The organism is Metabacillus bambusae (assembly GCF_017497975.1).
GTDB lineage: Bacteria > Bacillota > Bacilli > Bacillales > Bacillaceae > Metabacillus > Metabacillus bambusae.
The window spans coordinates 139,538-156,941 of sequence record NZ_JAGDEL010000002.1 but is presented as its reverse complement, the minus strand read 5'-3'; the positions used below and the strand labels follow the sequence as shown (position 1 = coordinate 156,941).

The following is a 17,404-nucleotide window of genomic DNA, read 5'->3' as shown; positions in this document are numbered from 1 at the left end:
TGGAAATGATGACAACAGACTATATTCTTGCTATTGATCAAAGTACATCAGGAACAAAGGCTCTGCTAGTTGATTCCAATGGCACGATCACACATAAAAAATCAGCAAGTCATAAGCAATATTATCCACAGCCTGGCTGGGTAGAGCATGATCCTATTGAAATCTATGAAAATGTGAAATTTTTAATAAATGGGATTGTTGAGTCTGCAGCAATTTCTACAATTGAATTAAAGGTTTTAGCGATTACAAATCAGCGAGAAACTATTGTCGTATGGGATAAAGAAACAGGACTTCCTGTTCATAATGCAATCGTTTGGCAATGCAGACGAACATCAGATATGTGCAAGCAACTGAAAGAATATGGATATGAATCAAAAATTAAGTCGAAAACAGGTTTAACTCTTGATCCATATTTTTCGGCTTCAAAGGTCAAATGGATCATGGATAATATAGATGGTGTAAAAGAAAGAGCGGGGGACGGTAAGCTTTTACTTGGTACGATCGATAGCTGGCTTATCTGGAAATTAACAGGTGGTAAAGTCCATGCTACAGACTATACAAATGCAAGTAGAACACTTTTGTTTAATATTCATTCTCTTGAATGGGACCATGAATTACTTGAATTGTTTACTATTCCAAAGTCTATGTTACCAGAAGTAAAGGATTCTAATGACATTTTTGGTGAAACTGAAGATAAAGAGATTCTATTATCCAAGCTACCTATTTCAGGAGTAATTGGGGATTCTCAAGGTGCTCTATTTGGTCAAAAGTGTTTTGAAAAGGGAATGGCTAAAGCAACATATGGAACAGGTACTTCTGTATTAATGCACACTGGTGAAATGGTCCGTGCAGAAAATGGATTAGTTACATCAATTGCATGGGGAATAAACGGAGAAGTTAGCTATGCACTTGAGGGCATTATTCATAGTACAGGTGATACCATCAAATGGTTGATAGAAGAACTAGAATTAATAACGGACCTAAGTGAAGTTGAGACATTTGTTCGTTCTCTTTCAGATAATCAAGGAGTTTATTTTATACCGGCGTTTGTTGGCTTAGGTGCACCTTACTGGAACTCGTATGCACGCGCTGCCATTATGGGGATGAGCAGAAATACAGGAAAAGCACATATTGTGCGCGCAGCTGTAGAAAGCATCGCATACCAGGTTAAAGATGCCATTGAACTAATGGAAACAGAATCCTCTATTAACATAAAAGAGTTAAAAGTTGATGGAGGAGCAACAGCAAACAGCTTTCTCATGCAGTTTCAGGCAGATATGCTAGGTGCCAATGTGATTGCTTCTAATGTATCTGAATTATCTTCAATGGGTTCAGTTTATCTAGCAGGATTAGGTATCGGAATCTGGAATTCTCTTGATGAAATAAGGAAATTGAATCTGGAGAATGAGTTATTCGAACCTATGATAGCAATCGATTTAAGAAACGAATGGTATCAAGGGTGGAAGCGAACGGTTAATAGTGTTCTAGTCAAATGATCAATCATTACTCGTGTGAGAATTTAATAGTTTATAGTAATCAAAAACAATAGCGCTTAAATGTCTATGTTTTAGGTGTTATTGTTTTGTGAATAAGTTTAGATTATTCATACAGGAAAAATGACTACGATATAATCTCTTAAAATAATTTATTGTTGTATTGCGGTAAATAACAAGGGATTTATTGAAATGATTTATAATTTTCAGATTTTTTTCTAAGGTCTTTTATAAAATAATTTAGTTATATTTTCATAACGATTAAATAAACTTTTATAGAAGTAAGCGAAAAAATATATTCCCCAAGAATTTTTGATTTGTATTACACAAGAAATGAAAGCGTATACGAAGTGAGATGTTTAGATAATTAATAGATTTGGAGGTGTTACAGTGATACTTAGTATGAGTAAAATTAATAAAAGCTTTGGGGATGTTCAAGTATTAAATAATGCTGGAATAACAGTTAAAGAAAAAGAAATTCACGCACTCATGGGGGAAAATGGGGCGGGGAAATCTACATTAATGAAAATACTTACAGGTGTTTATTCAAAAGATAATGGGAAAATTTTGATTAACGGGGAAGAACAAGAGATTAGCAGTATTAAAGATAGTGAGAATAAGAAAATTGCCTTTATTCATCAGGAATTAAATGTATTAAATGAAATGAGTATTGTAGATAATATGTTTCTAGGAAAAGAACATAAGAACAAGTTTGGACTAATAAATAAAAAGTCAATGATTAACCTAGCAAAAGGGAAACTCCAATTATTAGGATTAGATATTGATCCTAATACATTAGTTAAAGACATTTCAGTGGGGAATCAACAGCTAGTCGAAATAGCGAAAGCATTATTAATGGATGCAGAACTAATCATCATGGATGAGCCAACAGCTGCTCTAACCTCTAAAGAAATAGACTTGCTGTTCAGTATTACAAGAAATTTAAGAGACAAAGGCGTATCGTTCATTTACATATCTCACCGGATGGAAGAAATATTTGAATTGTGTGATGAAATAACAATAATGCGTGATGGTAAATTTATTGGACAGAAAAAAATTAGTGAAACTTCCTTTGATGAAATTGTAAGCATGATGGTTGGTTATGACTTAGATGAGCGTTTTCCTAGAATTGAAAGAGAACCTGGTGAGGTTTCACTCTCTGTGCAAAATCTCACAAAAAAAGGAAGATTTGAAAATGTTAATTTTGACGTTAGAAAAGGTGAAATTCTTGGTTTCTCAGGTTTGATGGGATCAGGGCGAACAGATGTCATGCACGCAATTTTCGGTAGTACAAATGCAGACTCTGGGAAGATCTCAATCGATGGGAAAGAAGTAAAGATTACCTCACCTATCGTGGCAAAAAAATTAGGAATTGGTTTTATAACAGAGGACAGAAAAAATGAAGGTTTAGTCTTAGATTTTTCTGTACGAGATAATACTGTATTGCCATCACTTCTTTCGTTTACGAAAAAGAAACTTATAAAGGATGGGGAAATTACTAAGGTTGTTGACGAATATATTAAGAAGCTGAATGTTCGAACAGCTAGTCAATCAATTTCAGTTGGTAAATTAAGTGGAGGAAATCAACAGAAAATCGTCATTGCCAAATGGTTAATAACAAAACCGAAAATATTAATTCTTGATGAACCAACAAGGGGAGTCGACGTAGGTGCTAAGAAAGAAATCTATGAAATTATTAATCAATTGAAACAAGAGGGAGTTGCGATCATCATTGTTTCTAGTGAATTACCAGAAATATTGGGGATTTGTGACAGGGTGGGGGTTATGCATGAGAAAAAACTAGTGAAGATTATTGATCGAAAAGAGGCCACCCAGGAAAAAATAATGGAATATGCGACAGTAGGAGGGATATAGAATGAATAAATTTGAAAGTGTTTATAGAAAATACGGTACATTAATTGTTCTATTTGTCTTAATCATTATCGTATCCCTTATAAACTCTAAATTTTTAACAATGTATAATATATTAAACATTTTTCGTCAGGTTTCAATAAATGGACTAATTGCATTTGGAATGACATTTGTTATTCTCACTGGTGGGATAGATTTATCGGTTGGTGCGATTTTGGGGTTATCAGGAATGTTGCTAGGGTTGATGGTAGTTGCAGGTATTCCGGATATTGTAGCTATACCGACTGTTTTAATAATTGGTGCTCTACTAGGGTGTTTTAATGGGATTTTAATTTCTAAATTAAAACTCCAAGCATTTATTGTTACTTTAGCAACTATGACAATGTTTAGTGGCTTGACCATGATTATATCTGATGGAATTCCAGCGATGGGAATAACAAAAAATGCCCCTGTTTTAGATTTCTTTAGTCAAGGTAGTATTTTGGGCATACCGTTTCCTATGTTTGTACTTATATTTTTCTATATTCTATTATTAATTCTTTTACAAAATACAGTTTTTGGCCGCGGAGTCTATGCGATCGGAGGTAACGAAGAAGTGGCTCGACTATCTTCACTTCCAACGAATAGAATAAAAACTCTTGTTTATGTCATAAGTGGTGCAATGTCTGCATTAGCAGGTGTCATTTTGACATCACGTTTAAGTTCTTCCCAACCTACAGCAGGTACGGGATTTGAATTAGATGCAATAGCAGCTGTTGTAATAGGAGGTACTAGTTTAGCAGGTGGAAGAGGAAGGTTATTTGGAACTTTTATCGGAATTCTAATAATTGGAGTCTTGAATAATGGGTTAAATATTATTGGGGTCTCTGCATTCTACCAGCAATTTATAAAAGGGCTAGTTATACTATTTGCGATTATTTTGGATCGCAAGAGTTCTAGATAAATTAAAAAATAGGGGGAGAAAAGATGAAAAAGTTTTCACTTATACTATTGACAGTTTTCTTACTAATTGTGGCCGGATGTAGTAGTCAAACAGGGGGAGACAGTGGAGAGGGATCAGGGGGAGGAGAAGGGAAAGAAAAAATAGCCCTTCTTATGGCAGACTTAGGAAACCCGTTCTTCCATGTTCTTCGTGATGCTGTTGTCAATCAAGGTGAGGAGTTAGGGTATGAAGTGCTAGTGTACGATGGTCAAAATGATGCATCGAAACAGCCTTCACAGATAGAGGATGCACTTCAAAAAGGTGTTAGTGCAATTATAATAAATCCTGGTGATGAATCTTCTACTGCAAATGCACTAGAAGATGCTATTGCTCAAGAAATACCAGTTGTAACAGTCGATAGATCAGTAGATGTTGAGGGAGTTCTTTCTTACTTAGTTACTGATAACCTAAAAGGAGGAAAGCTCGTTGGTGAGTGGCTACAAGAGAAGATGCCTGAGGGTGGAAAGGTTATCCATATTGAAGGAGTCATTGGAACTGCACCACAACGTGAACGTGGTGGCGGATTCTTAAGTGTAATTGATCCAAAAGAAAACCCTGATAGTAAATTTGAAGTTATCGACACTGCAGTAGGTGATTTTTCAATGGCTCCTGCAGAAGCCGCAATGTCAGATTTATTAGCTAAACATGATGATATTGATGTTGTATTTGCGCAAAACGATACAATGGCTGTGGGAGTTTCTCGTGCAATTGAAACTGCAGGTAGACAAGATGATGGAATTGTTATAATTGGTTTTGATGGAGCAAAAGAAGCGTATGATTTAATTGAGCAAGGAAAAATGTCCGTAACTGCTGTTCAAGATTTTGAATTTATTGGTTCAGAAGCAGTAAAATATGTTAATGATTTCTTGAAAGATGGAACAAAGCCAGAAGAAGAAGTTTTAGTTGATGTTTATATGTCAGATGAAAAATAAGTGATGAAACGAAAATAGGCTGATACAAATCAGCCTATTTTTACAGTTAAAAAAGAAAGTATAAAATTTTGTACTTAGTTTTGGTGTCTAGCTCCAGCGCCTAGCCCCTCTTGGGTCTAAGCCACAAATGAATTGAAGACAAAGAACGTCTTCTATTCATTTGCGTCTTATTGCCTGAGGCTGATCAAGGCGCTTGCGCTTTTGTTCTTATCCATAATGAAGTTTTAATTTAGCATACATATCTTGTAACGTAAAAGTAGAATCAACAAGATGATACCATCGAATCATACGCTCTGTTTGATAGTGGACATAGTGCATGTCTTCAGTAATTCTTGGAGCAGGCTTCATCTCATAACCATATTGGTGATCATCTAAAAGAAGACTAACGACTGGAGAGTCACCTAAGTGCCACATTTCTCCTTTTGGCCATCCTTCATAATCCTTTGGATCGACTTCTTTCCCTGCTTGTCTAGCCCTTTCTACCATTGTAGGTATATGCTTATTAACGACATCAAAGTTGAAGTCTACTAGTTGTTGATAAAGGTAATTACCGATTTCTCCATAAGGCTTTACATTTACTGCTAACTCAGCAATGCTCACTCGCATCATTTTATAGACATTCTGTGGGATAACCCATAACGGAATAGTGGAACGGAAAACAACATTTGCAGCATGGATATCATTCATTAAGTTAAACTCAAATCCTCCCTCAGGCCACGCGCCACCACCAATCCATAGTGCTGTTAACTTGTCAGCAATTGCAGGTTCCTTCATATAAGCTGCTGCCAAATCCGTAATAGGCCCTAAGAACGCTACATACAAAGGAGATGGATCATCTTTCATTGCTTCATTAATGATAAATTCTGCTCCTTCAGACAACTCAGGAGTTTGCTCATTAGGAAAAGCTTGTTTTGCTCCCTTATATACAGATATTTCGTCTTTAAGGTTCATTAATTCTAGAACCTTATTAACCTCTTCATAGCTTTCTTCCATAGAATGATCAGTTCGAAGTGTACCAAAATGTGCGGCTATTATTCCAGAAATTTTAAATCGAGGTGTTAATAAAGCATGAACAATAGCGAATTGATCATCTGCCTCATTTTTTGCATCAGTATTAATAATTAAACGGACTTTCTTAGATTCAGGAATATCGAATGGATGCTTCAACATAGAACCCCCTAATAACTGTGATTAATATTGTTATAAATAAATAATAGCAGTTATTGGTAGCGTATTCAATAAAAAAGTTTAGTTAAAACGAACAATTTTTTAGTTTTACTACTAAAATGCAATAGTTTTTAAAAATAAGTCAACTTTTATTCCAGAAAAAAGTAGATTTAGCTTTTAAGGAGATTTAAATTACTGTAATAATAGGATTTTTAACTAATAAACGTATTAAGAATAGCTATGAGAACATTCTATAAGATAGTACTTTTTAACAAATACATATAAAGTAATAGGAGAGGTGCTTAATTAGGTGTTTAGTTAGTTGAAGTTAGTTTAGTTAACTAACTAAACTAGTTAAAATCAGTGAAAACATAATGTTTAATAAGATTTATTGGCCTTTAATAGTGAAAATATCTAGTTGGTTATGATTAAAAGGGAGTATATGAACTAAAAAAAATCAGAAAATTCAATTGACTGAGTCGGTTTGTTTAATATATAATCTAAATAAATACAGTGATAGTTTATAAAAAAGTTTATGAAATTACTAAAAAATCAGGAAGTGAAATTTTTTCCACTCTAATTTTGTAAGCGTTTATATTAATTTTGTACTAGAGTTTACAACCAATTATGGAATTGGAGGGAAGTCTTAAAGTCAACTAAACTTATCTTAAGAAATGATTAATTATAGTGATAAGGGGGAGGAAAAATGAAACAAGAATTAATAACTGAACAAAAGATTACGATCAATACGGCTAAAATGGTAAAAAGAACACAATTAAAGAAGCAACTGAAGCCGCTTCTTTTTATGGCACCTGCCCTTGTTATTTATTTACTAGTAATTGTAATACCTACCTTTTACACATTCTATCTAAGTTTGTTTGAATGGAATGGAGTTTCAGCTGAGAAGGTATTTGTTGGAATTGGAAATTATGTTAACTTGTTCTTCAATGATACCGTCTTCTCAAAAGGTTTAAAAAATAATGTAATTTGGACAGTATTATCATTAGTGTTTAGCATGGGATTTGCTCTAATACTAGCATTATTGTTGAATAAAAGTTTTAAAGGAAGAGCAATATTTAGAGCTGTTTTCTACTTACCCTTTATTCTATCAAATATTGTTGTTGCGATTATCTGGGTGTGGATTTACCACCCGAATATGGGGTTAATTAATGAAGTACTTAACAAATTGGGTATTGAAAGTGTAGCTTGGCTAGCAGATCCCAAAATAGCCTTATATGCAGTGTTTGTTGCCGCAACTTGGCAACATGTCGGAAGTTCAATGGTTATATTCCTAGCAGGATTACAATCAATGTCCCAAGAACCTTTTGAAGCTGCAAAAGTGGATGGAGCGAATAGCTTCCAAGCTTTTTATAACATAACATTACCGCTTCTACGTGAAACATTTATTATTGTTTTTGCAACTACGTTATTTTATTCAATGCGAGTTTTTGACATTATATACGCCATGACCGGTGGTGGCCCAGCTCATAGTACACAAGTATTAGCTTCATGGATGTATTATCAAGGATTTACATTAAATAATATCGGCACTGGGTCTGCTATTTCAATGGTTCTACTATTCTTAGTTATGATAATTGCTGTTCCTTATATTTTATGGCAGGGTAAGAAATCTCATGTTTAAGAGGGAGTGTGAAAAATATGAAACTATCTAAACTTTTATTTTACATTTTCATAACTTCATTTGCTTTGGTCTGGTTAATACCCGTTTTCTTTCTTATCTTCACTTCCCTAAAGTCACCTGGAGATTTATTTAGTAATTCCTTATTTGCTTTACCAAAGGAATATCAGTGGGGAAATTTTGTTGAGGCGTGGAATCAAGGCAATTTAGGAATGTATATGAAGAACAGTCTTATCATTTCTCTCATAAAAGTTCCCTTAGGGATATTTGTAGCTTCACTTGCAGCGTTTGGGTTAACTCGACTGAATTTCAAGTGGGAAAAGCCTGTGTATTTATTTATCATTCTTGGGATGACGATTCCATTCCAGGCCTGCTTAGTTCCGTTAGTTATTATGTTAAATAAAGTGAATTTAATGGACACACATGTAGGATTGATTTTTATCTATATAGGATTTGGAATTCCAATGGCTACATTAATACTATACGGGTTCTTTAAGGGGATCCCAAGAGAATTGGATGAGTCAGCTAGAATTGATGGCTGTAGTGATTTATTCTTATTTATTAGAATCATTTTACCAGTAGCACTACCAGCAATATCAACATTGATCATTTTAGACTTTTTAGCAACATGGAATGAATTCTTGCTAGCACAAATATTTTTGACATCAGATGAACTTAAGACAATCACAACAGGAATTATGTCATTCAAGGGTGAGCACTCGACAAATTATCCATTAATGATGTCAGGAGTTCTATTATCGGTACTACCAGTGCTTCTGGTGTATATTATCTTCCAAAAACATTTTGTTAATGGATTCGGTGGTGCAGTTAAAGGTTAGTATGAGTTTACTATATTAGGGTTTAATCGTAACAGAATATAGGTTTTAAACCGCGTATTCTATTACTTTTAATAGATATATTTTAGGAGAGGAGATAGTTCTTAATTATTTTTCCTAGAATTTATATAAATTAAACAGGGGGAGATTCATTTGAAAAGATTATTTTCACTTACAATTATCACAGTGTTAGTTTTGTCAATCTTAAGTGCATGTAGCTCTAATGAGAATGAAAGCGCTAGCGGTAATGAATCCAGTGATAAGACTATTGTAGAGTTTTGGGCTCTTGATAATCATAAATCAATATATGAGCCAATTATTGAGGAGTTTGAAAAAGAGCATGCTGACATTGATATAAATATGTCTACTAGAACTGTTGATGCGCATAAAGAGGGATTAAAAGTAGCTTCATCTTCAGATACGCTTCCACATATTTGGTTTAACTGGGGGGGATCTCTAGGCTCATTTTATCCTGAAAATGGATTGACACTAGATTTGACGGAGCATGCTGAGGCTGGTAAATGGAATGAATTATACTTAGAGAAAGCAATCGAATTAACAAAGTATGAAGATCAAATTACAGGTGTACCAACAAAGCTAGCTGCTTTAGGTATTTTTTATAGAAAAGATATTTTTGATGAGTTAGGAATTAAAGTTCCTAAAACATTTGAGGAATTTGAAGCTGTAATGGCTAAATTAAAAGAAAATAATATAACACCTGTTTCTGTTGGAGGGAAGTTTGGTTGGCATACAATGAGGTTTACTGAAATTGTTCTAGAGCATTACGCTGGACCAGAATTAAAGGATAAATTAATCAATCTTGAAGAGTCTTGGGATAATCCAGCTGTTGAGAAGACATACGCAAAATTGAAAGAGTGGGAAGATAAAGGCTATTTTCCAACAGGATTTATCACATCAGATCCTAACGAGGCAAAGATGCCATTCTATAGTGGTGATGCAGCTATGATTTTAGAAGGACCATGGTTTGACACAACTGCTACAGAGGATGAGTTCGATTTAGAAAAAATTGGAGTGTTTACTTTCCCGACTGAACAAGAGCCTTTAAGAACATCAAGCTTTGTTGAGATGCTTCAAATAAAAGGTGATGCAAAGAAAGAACAACAAGATGCTGCAATTGAGTTTGCTTTATATGCAACATCCAAGGAAGTAATAGAAAAGCATAAAGACATCGTACAATTCCCAGTAGCTGCAGCTGGTGTTGAGGTCCCTGAGAATCTACCTAATGCACCTAAATTAGTAGAGGCTTTTAATAACGGAGCGTTTGTTATTACTGACCAAGCATTACCACAAGAAATGGTCGTAAAGTTTTTTGAAGCGCAAGATAACGTAATTACTGGTGAATTCTCACCTAAGGATGCTGCTGAATTTTTGCAGAAGTCTGCGGAAGAATTAAAATAATTTAGTGTAAGTAGATGATAAGGAACATTCACTTAGCTTAGTGGCTGTTCCTTTTTCTAACTATAGCAAACTAGTAGTCTAGGAGGATATTATGAATAATAAAAAGTGGAATGCGAATGTAGAGCGTTGGGGGCGGTTTGAAATTGAACTAGAACTAGAAGGTCCAGCTAATGGGAATCCATTTGCCGATATTGAGATTACAGGAGCTTTTACATACAGGAACAGAACAGTAGAAGCTGATGGATTTTATGATGGAAATGGGAAATACCGCATTCGTTTTATGCCTGATACTCTAGGAGAGTGGAAATTTACTACAATAAGTAATCATTCTTCTTTGAATGATATTAGTGGTTCATTTACCTGTACGACTCCTAAGGAGAATAATCACGGGCCCGTACAAGTCACTGAACAAACTCATTTCCAATACGCAGATGGAAAACCTTTTTATCCATTTGGGACAACAGCTTATGCATGGAATCATCAAGGAGAGAAACTTGAAAAACAAACATTAGAATCTCTTAAAAATGCACCATTTAATAAAATACGTATGTGTGTTTTTCCAAAGCATTATGATTATAACCTTCATGAACCTGTTGATTTTGCTTATGTAGGTTCAAAGGAAGAAGGATTTGATTTCACCACGTTTAACCCTAATTTCTTTAATAGGCTTGAAAAACAAATTGATGATTTGAATGAACTTGGTATTGAAGTAGATTTAATTATTTTCCATCCTTACGATCGTTGGGGTTTCTCCAATATGGGGGAGGAAGCAGATGATCGTTATTTATCCTATTTAGTAGCAAGGTTAGCTTCATTCCGTAATGTGTGGTGGTCTTTTGCTAATGAATTTGATTTGATTAAGAGTAAAAACATGCATGACTGGGACCGTTTCTTTAAAATTGTTCAGGAGAAAGACCCATCACAGCATCTAAGGTCAATACATAATTGGCAAAATCCAACTATCCACTATCGTAGCAATAATCATTGGTATGACCATAACAAGCCATGGGTGACTCATGCAAGTATACAGCATCATGACATGTATTTTATTAAGGAATGGCGTGAGGGTTATCGTAAACCAATCATTAATGATGAATGTCGCTATGAGGGAAATATTAATCATGGGTGGGGGAATATAACAGCTGAAAAAATGGTTGAATTGTTCTGGGAAGGTGTATGTCGCGGTGGATATGTAACACATGGAGAAACCTATATGCATCCAGAAGGAGTTATTTGGTGGTCTCATGGCGGAGAATTACATGGTGAGAGTCCAAAGCGAATTGCCTTTTTACGAAGGATTTTAGAAGAAGGACCTGCTAAACGATTAAATCCAATTGATTTCAGCTGGGATGTAGCAGCAGGAGCAATTGGAGACGAATATATGCTAGTATACTTCGGACAAAGTAGACCATCGTTTAAAATACTACCACTCCCAAAAGGAAATCGTTACAAAATTGAACTGATTGATACATGGGATATGACAATAACACCTCTAGATGGAAGTTATACAGACACTAGCAAAATTGAGTTGCCTGGTAAGCCATATATGGGATTAAGAATTACAAAGAAATAATGGAAGGTACATTTAATAGATAAGAACAAAAGTGCAAGCGCCTTGATCACCTAAGGCAAATAAGATGATTTAGAATAGAAGGCGTTCTTTGCCTTCAATTCTAAATTAGCTTATGACCTCGAAGGGCTATGCGCTGGAGCTGGATGTTGTGTGCTTATCCACAGTTCAAGAATTTTATAATTTCGAGAAAGCAGGGGATATATTTTAGCCCTAGCTCACTAGTATATTTAGAATTGAAACGGTGTTAAGCTTAGTGTCTTATCATTATATCCATGTACTTGTTTAAAATATAGGCACTTTTCTAAAAGGTTGTTGCTTGTAAGACTAAAACTAATTCAGGTTGATTGGAACGGAAATCAACCACACCGCACTACTAGATAAATAGCAACAAAGTTTGCGAAAACAGCCAAAATATAAAAAACACTATAGATATGAAAAAGTCAATAACTCTTCTGGAATGCTTCAGAAGAGTTATTGACTTTCTTAACAATCTAACTACTTTGAAAGAAAATAGTAAATAGAATAAAATGAAAATAAATCAGTTTCAACAAACCAGGAGTGTCCAAATGAACCATCAACAATTAGATCAATACCTGCGTAAACTCGATGATATTGAAAAAATACAAATCATCACACATGAAAATGTAAATGATTATGATGGAAATGAACTAATCGTTGAAAGCGATAGTTCAATCCCCCGTTTACAAGAGAAATATTTCTTTAATAAAGGACCAATTTACATTAGTAAACACCACCGTTTTGCTGAAATGCCCCTACATATGCACACGTTTATCGAAATGAACTATGTGTATTCAGGAGAATGTCATCAAATCCTAAATGGAAAGAAAGTTAAACTGACGCAGGGGCAGATTTGTTTGTTAGATAAGGATGTACCACACAGTCTTCCTGCACTAAGAGAAAATGATATTTTAGTTAACATTATTATGAAAAAAGAAACGTTTTCGATGGCTTTTTTAGGACAACTTAGCAACAAGGGGATTGTTTCGAGCTTTCTTGTAGATGCAGTGTCTGAAAATCAACGCCATGATCGCTATCTTTTATTTCACTCTCAGGATAATGAAAATTTACAATTTATCATTCGAAATATGCTTTGTGAATATTTTGATCCGCAAGATTACTCACTGGAAATGGTGAATTATTACATGCCAATCCTGTTTACTGAACTCATGCGCGTTTACCAGTTAGACAAGAACTTCGAGCTTTCGAAAACATCAAGGAAAACAAATATTATTGAAATTTTGCAGTATATTGAGCAGCACTATAAAGAGTGTACATTAACCTCTTTGGCAGAAACATTTAGTTTTAACGCGAATTACCTGGGGAATATGCTAAAAGAAAGAACAGGGAAAACGTTTCTCGAACTCGTGCAAACACAGCGAATGATTGAAGCTGCATCATTATTGAATGATACAGATAAAAGTATAGATGAAGTTGCCTATCAGGTTGGCTATGATAGTCTAAGCTTTTTTTATCGTAAGTTTAAGGAGCATTATGGTGAAACTCCAAGTCGATTTCGGAAAAATTTAAAATAACCCCGTACAGACGAAGTGTACGAGGTTATTTTGCTTATAGACCATACTTTCGAATTAAATAAGTAGGAGTACAGCTCCAAGCATGACAATAACTATTAATTAAATAACTACCATATGGTGAAAAGCTTTTGTTCTCTGGATCGTATAATTCCCAAAACGTATCAGCGCCGTCATTAATCATTTCTCCCCAATATGCTTTAAGTTGAGTAATAGCTTGATCTTTTTCACCAACTAATATGAGGGCCTCCACAAGATAATGATACATATATGGTGTTGTAAGACCAATCTCTGGCTTGGTTGATAACAAGTGATTAATAAGCTTACAGTTATCTTCTGGCGCTAAGACCTCAGCATGGACCATCCAAATCTGGCTAGCCCAAGAAATCTGACGCTCTGATCCACTTACAAAAAATCCGCTATCTTGATCCCAAAGGTGTGTGATTGTTGCCTCTACAGTTTCTTGTAATTTTTGTTCTAATAATGTCAATTTATCGCTCTTGAGAACTTCTGCCAATTTAATGGCTCTTCGCAATGTGTGAATCAAAATTGCTTGTGAAGGAGCTTGCTTATTAAGTTTTTCTTGCCAATCGATAAATGACCACCAAGTCTCATCGTCTGTAACAATTCCTTGCTCATCCAAACGCTCTAATGCAAGCTCAACTTGTCGATAGGCAAGAGGCCATAGCTCTGTTAGTGTCTCAAGGTCTTCAGTTGCCTCAAAATAATCGAATAAAGTTGTTGTGAACAACAATGAATAATCAAATAAATACGTATCATCTGCAATAAGTGAAGGGGCGATAAATAAATTAGCGGCAATTCTCCCATTATCATCTGGAACGCCTGCAAATAAATACAAGCATCGTTTAACTAAATCATTCGTTTGGAAGGTCTCATAATTAGCAAGAGCCTGTAAGCGTAAATCCCCTAGCCATAAACGACGATCACGCTTTGGTCCGTCCTCAAACACCTCTTGCATACAATCCTGCAACGTTTTGATACTTACTTTGTCAATTTCATTTAACATTGTATCTTTATGATTCAATTCTTTCACACGAGATGAATCCCCCGAAGTTACTGTAAGACATTGAACATCATCAAATGCTACACGATATTTACGTGATGTATCCAAAACCTCAATCTTTAAATAACGAAAACTGTAACGACGTGGCAATTCGATAAGACCAGGCATGACATCAATATGAAGCATTTCTTCCTGTAACCAAGATGAACTTATCCAACCATTATATTCTGAGAATGGCTCAGCCATTTCGACCGGCATTTCGCCGAACGTTAATTTAAGATGAAGTGGAGCATCTGGAGGACTTCCAACAGGGATAACCTTCATTGATAGATATCCAACTAGATGTGTTCCAAAATCAAGGATGAATTCATCGCCTTTACCATAATCATTGCTAGGAAGTTGTTCAGCAGATTCAATGATTTTTGTCCCCCAACAATGTATTTTATTGGGATCTTTCTCTATTTTTATCAAGTTTTTAGGTTTAACGGTTTCATTTTCTAGATTAGGCATTAACTTTTCAGCAGTAGTAATAAATTCTTCATTTCTTATGATTACTTGATTTTTTACTTTTTGAATTGCTTCAGCCATTCCGGGCTCCCCATCCTTTTAGATAAATTGTTATGCGTTCTTTCCTGTTTTCCATTACACATGTTAATGAATTTGCTTATTTTTATTAAAACGTTTTGTAAATGCGTATACAATGGTCGTTTTACAGAATAAATTGCTCCTTTTACATATGGGGTTTTATAGGCATGTGTACTCGAAGGAATTAATGATCTATTACGAAATTCTTCATTACTCGTTTTGTATCCGTTAGTTTTTTTTGCAAAGGCTCTTTTCTAAGTGATTGTTGCTTTTAAAAACAAAAACTATTTTAGGTTGATTGGAGCGGAAATCAACCACACCGCACTACTATGTAAATAGCAACAAAGTTTTTCGAAAACAGCCTTTGCAAATTATGAATCCCATGGTTGATTCAAATGATTTACTATATAGGTAAACTCGGTTGCTTTGAAATGAAAAGTATTCGTTTTACATTTTAATTTACTCTTTTTACAGGTCCTTAAGATTATTCTTTGATTTCATCCTTAAGAGCGTTATATTAATAAAAAGGTTTGCTAGTTTTACATTTAATAATAAGCCACAAAGGAAAGGTTTATAATGAAGACTAATCTAAAAAAAATACTATATCTTTTTCGACCAAGAAAAATTAGAAATAAATACTTTTTATTTATGATCTTATTATCAATTCCACCGCTTTTTATATTAGGTTTAATTAGCTTTAATATTGCAAAAAATACTTTAGTTGAGAATCAAGTACAAAATGCACAGGAACATCTTAAAACTTCTAGTGATGTTGCAGATTTGCTATTTAAAAACATCATAAAAATGGAACGGTTTATATCATGGAATGATAGCATTCGCCAAGAATTAGTTGAAAGTGTTGAAATAGGGGGACAAAAGGAAATAGGTGAAGACACAAAAGAACGTTTAAGAGATCTAATTTCAACTTATCTCATAGAAACTGAAGATATAGATTCTGTCTGTTTATTTGATCAAGAGTTTAATTCAGTTTGTTATGGATCATCTAAAAGTATTGGTGCTTCTGACAGAAAAGGTACACACCAGTATATTTCGTTAACCAACTGGTATAGGGATAGTGTAGAAGCGAATGGTAAGCCCCTTTTTTATAGCTATAATGTTCTTACTAGTGATTCCAATACATTTTCTTCTGTAAAACTACTAAAAGATCCACATGAGTTATTTGAGCAAAAGACAATTGGATTATTGGTCGTGAACATAAAAAAGTCAATGTTTACAAAGGTTTTTGAAGAAAATGAGGAAAGTAATTTTGTCATTCTAGATCACGATCTTTATAGTATTAATCCTTTGTATTATTATCCGCCAACCTTTAGATCGGAAATTATGACAAATCAAGATAAGGCAAGTTTTTTGAAGGAATTAAAAAGTGAAAATTATATTGTAAACAGTTACACTAATAGAACAACTGGCTGGGATTTGATGCTATTAAGGAAAGAAAAGGAACTTTTAAAGGAATCAAATAAAATTGGATTAATTACGGGGATTATTGCCTTTTTTATAGCTTTAATTGCTTTGTTATTATCTTTTATTCTTTCGGGAAGATTGACAAGACCGTTACATCAGTTAAAGAGCTTAGTAGCTGGTGGGGCTAAGGAATTATATAATTTTGAAGTGCCTCCTGATAAAGATGAAATAGGGGCTATAAGTGAAACATTCAATCAAATGAATGTAAAAACGAAAGAACTAAGTGATAGGCTGATTCGTTCTGAATTGAAAGAAAGAGAAGCAGAACTTAGAGCATTACAAGCACAAATTAAGCCGCACTTTCTTTACAATACATTAGATTCCATTTATTGGATGGCGACTTTGCAAAATAACCCTGAAATTGCAAAAATGGCATATTCTTTATCAAAAAGCTTTAAGTTAAGCTTAAATAGTGGAAAAGAATTAATACCTGTTTCGAAGGAACTAGAACATATCAATCATTATATGACCATTCAGAATTTAAGATACAATGGACGGTTTAGATATATAGAACAAGTTGATTCCGAACTTATGGAAATTGAAATTTTAAAGTTATTGATCCAACCTCTTGTAGAGAATGCCATATATCATGGCTTAGAACCTAAAGAAGGGGAAGGAACAATTTATGTAAAAGGTAAACTAAATGATAATTTGGTAACCTTCATAGTCGAAGATGATGGAATTGGGATAAAGGATTTAAAGGTTATAGATAAGGGTTATGGATTAAAAAATGTACGCGAAAGATTAACTCTTTTTTATGGATCTAATAGCAAATTCTTAATTACAAGTGAAGTAAATAAGGGAACGAAAGTAGAATTTCGATTTTTTCTAAGTAGAGGGGAGGAGTGAC

Annotated in this window: 12 protein-coding genes; 10 read left to right on the top strand and 2 right to left on the bottom strand. The window is 34.3% G+C overall.

Annotated elements, in window-relative coordinates; genetic code table 11:
* Positions 1 to 5: 5 nt before the first annotated feature.
* The 4 genes from glpK to I7822_RS03265 all read left to right on the top strand — a co-directional run bounded on the left by glpK (position 6) and on the right by I7822_RS03265 (position 5,279).
* The gene (gene glpK / locus I7822_RS03280; RefSeq protein WP_307847671.1) at positions 6 to 1,496 is read left to right on the top strand and encodes a glycerol kinase GlpK; all 1,491 of its coding nucleotides are present in this window, start codon (positions 6 to 8) and stop codon (positions 1,494 to 1,496) included.
* A gap of 399 nt (positions 1,497 to 1,895) precedes the next feature.
* The gene (locus I7822_RS03275; RefSeq protein ID WP_207975620.1) at positions 1,896 to 3,368 is read left to right on the top strand and encodes a sugar ABC transporter ATP-binding protein; all 1,473 of its coding nucleotides are present in this window, start codon (positions 1,896 to 1,898) and stop codon (positions 3,366 to 3,368) included.
* 1 nt (position 3,369) lies between these two features.
* Entirely contained in the window at positions 3,370 to 4,308 is a 939-nt protein-coding gene (locus I7822_RS03270; protein WP_207975350.1) for an ABC transporter permease, read from the top strand.
* A gap of 23 nt (positions 4,309 to 4,331) precedes the next feature.
* Positions 4,332 to 5,279, top strand: coding sequence for a sugar ABC transporter substrate-binding protein (locus I7822_RS03265; protein ID WP_207975349.1), 948 nt, complete (start codon positions 4,332 to 4,334; stop codon positions 5,277 to 5,279).
* A 207-nt stretch (positions 5,280 to 5,486) separates the two neighbouring features.
* On the opposite strand, the gene I7822_RS03260 is transcribed toward I7822_RS03265, so the two are convergent.
* On the bottom strand, positions 5,487 to 6,449 hold the full coding sequence (locus I7822_RS03260; RefSeq protein WP_207975348.1) for a nucleoside hydrolase: 963 nt from the start codon (positions 6,447 to 6,449) through the stop codon (positions 5,487 to 5,489).
* A gap of 703 nt (positions 6,450 to 7,152) precedes the next feature.
* Between I7822_RS03260 and I7822_RS03255 the strand changes: the two genes are divergently transcribed.
* The 5 genes from I7822_RS03255 (at position 7,153) to I7822_RS03235 (ending at position 13,466) form a co-directional block, all read left to right on the top strand.
* Positions 7,153 to 8,088, top strand: a complete 936-nt coding sequence (locus I7822_RS03255; protein ID WP_307847670.1) for a carbohydrate ABC transporter permease — start codon at positions 7,153 to 7,155, stop codon at positions 8,086 to 8,088.
* Positions 8,089 to 8,105: 17 nt separating this feature from the next.
* Positions 8,106 to 8,924: a carbohydrate ABC transporter permease gene (locus tag I7822_RS03250; protein ID WP_207975347.1), complete on the top strand. Its 819-nt coding sequence runs from the start codon at positions 8,106 to 8,108 to the stop codon at positions 8,922 to 8,924.
* Positions 8,925 to 9,074: 150 nt separating this feature from the next.
* Entirely contained in the window at positions 9,075 to 10,340 is a 1,266-nt protein-coding gene (locus I7822_RS03245; RefSeq protein WP_207975346.1) for an ABC transporter substrate-binding protein, read from the top strand.
* A gap of 91 nt (positions 10,341 to 10,431) precedes the next feature.
* The gene (locus tag I7822_RS03240) at positions 10,432 to 11,913 is read left to right on the top strand and encodes a DUF5605 domain-containing protein (protein WP_207975345.1); all 1,482 of its coding nucleotides are present in this window, start codon (positions 10,432 to 10,434) and stop codon (positions 11,911 to 11,913) included.
* Positions 11,914 to 12,479: 566 nt separating this feature from the next.
* Positions 12,480 to 13,466 carry an AraC family transcriptional regulator gene (locus I7822_RS03235; RefSeq protein WP_207975344.1) on the top strand — a complete coding sequence of 329 codons (987 nt, stop codon included), beginning with the start codon at positions 12,480 to 12,482 and terminating at the stop codon, positions 13,464 to 13,466.
* Between the two features lie 34 nt (positions 13,467 to 13,500).
* On the opposite strand, the gene I7822_RS03230 is transcribed toward I7822_RS03235, so the two are convergent.
* Entirely contained in the window at positions 13,501 to 15,075 is a 1,575-nt protein-coding gene (locus I7822_RS03230) for an alpha-L-rhamnosidase-related protein (protein ID WP_207975343.1), read from the bottom strand.
* Positions 15,076 to 15,648: 573 nt separating this feature from the next.
* Between I7822_RS03230 and I7822_RS03225 the strand changes: the two genes are divergently transcribed.
* Positions 15,649 to 17,403: a sensor histidine kinase gene (locus tag I7822_RS03225; RefSeq protein ID WP_207975342.1), complete on the top strand. Its 1,755-nt coding sequence runs from the start codon at positions 15,649 to 15,651 to the stop codon at positions 17,401 to 17,403.
* The last annotated feature ends 1 nt before the right edge of the window (position 17,404 follow it).

Coding starts and splice junctions, on each gene's coding strand:
- I7822_RS03270 (WP_207975350.1), top strand. CDS start 3,370: ATGAATAAATTTGAAAGTGTTTATAGAAAATACGGTACATTAATTGTT.
- I7822_RS03225 (WP_207975342.1), top strand. CDS start 15,649: ATGAAGACTAATCTAAAAAAAATACTATATCTTTTTCGACCAAGAAAA.
- glpK (WP_307847671.1), top strand. CDS start 6: ATGATGACAACAGACTATATTCTTGCTATTGATCAAAGTACATCAGGA.
- I7822_RS03230 (WP_207975343.1), bottom strand. CDS start 15,075: ATGGCTGAAGCAATTCAAAAAGTAAAAAATCAAGTAATCATAAGAAAT.
- I7822_RS03275 (WP_207975620.1), top strand. CDS start 1,896: ATGAGTAAAATTAATAAAAGCTTTGGGGATGTTCAAGTATTAAATAAT.
- I7822_RS03260 (WP_207975348.1), bottom strand. CDS start 6,449: ATGTTGAAGCATCCATTCGATATTCCTGAATCTAAGAAAGTCCGTTTA.
- I7822_RS03250 (WP_207975347.1), top strand. CDS start 8,106: ATGAAACTATCTAAACTTTTATTTTACATTTTCATAACTTCATTTGCT.
- I7822_RS03265 (WP_207975349.1), top strand. CDS start 4,332: ATGAAAAAGTTTTCACTTATACTATTGACAGTTTTCTTACTAATTGTG.
- I7822_RS03255 (WP_307847670.1), top strand. CDS start 7,153: ATGAAACAAGAATTAATAACTGAACAAAAGATTACGATCAATACGGCT.
- I7822_RS03235 (WP_207975344.1), top strand. CDS start 12,480: ATGAACCATCAACAATTAGATCAATACCTGCGTAAACTCGATGATATT.
- I7822_RS03240 (WP_207975345.1), top strand. CDS start 10,432: ATGAATAATAAAAAGTGGAATGCGAATGTAGAGCGTTGGGGGCGGTTT.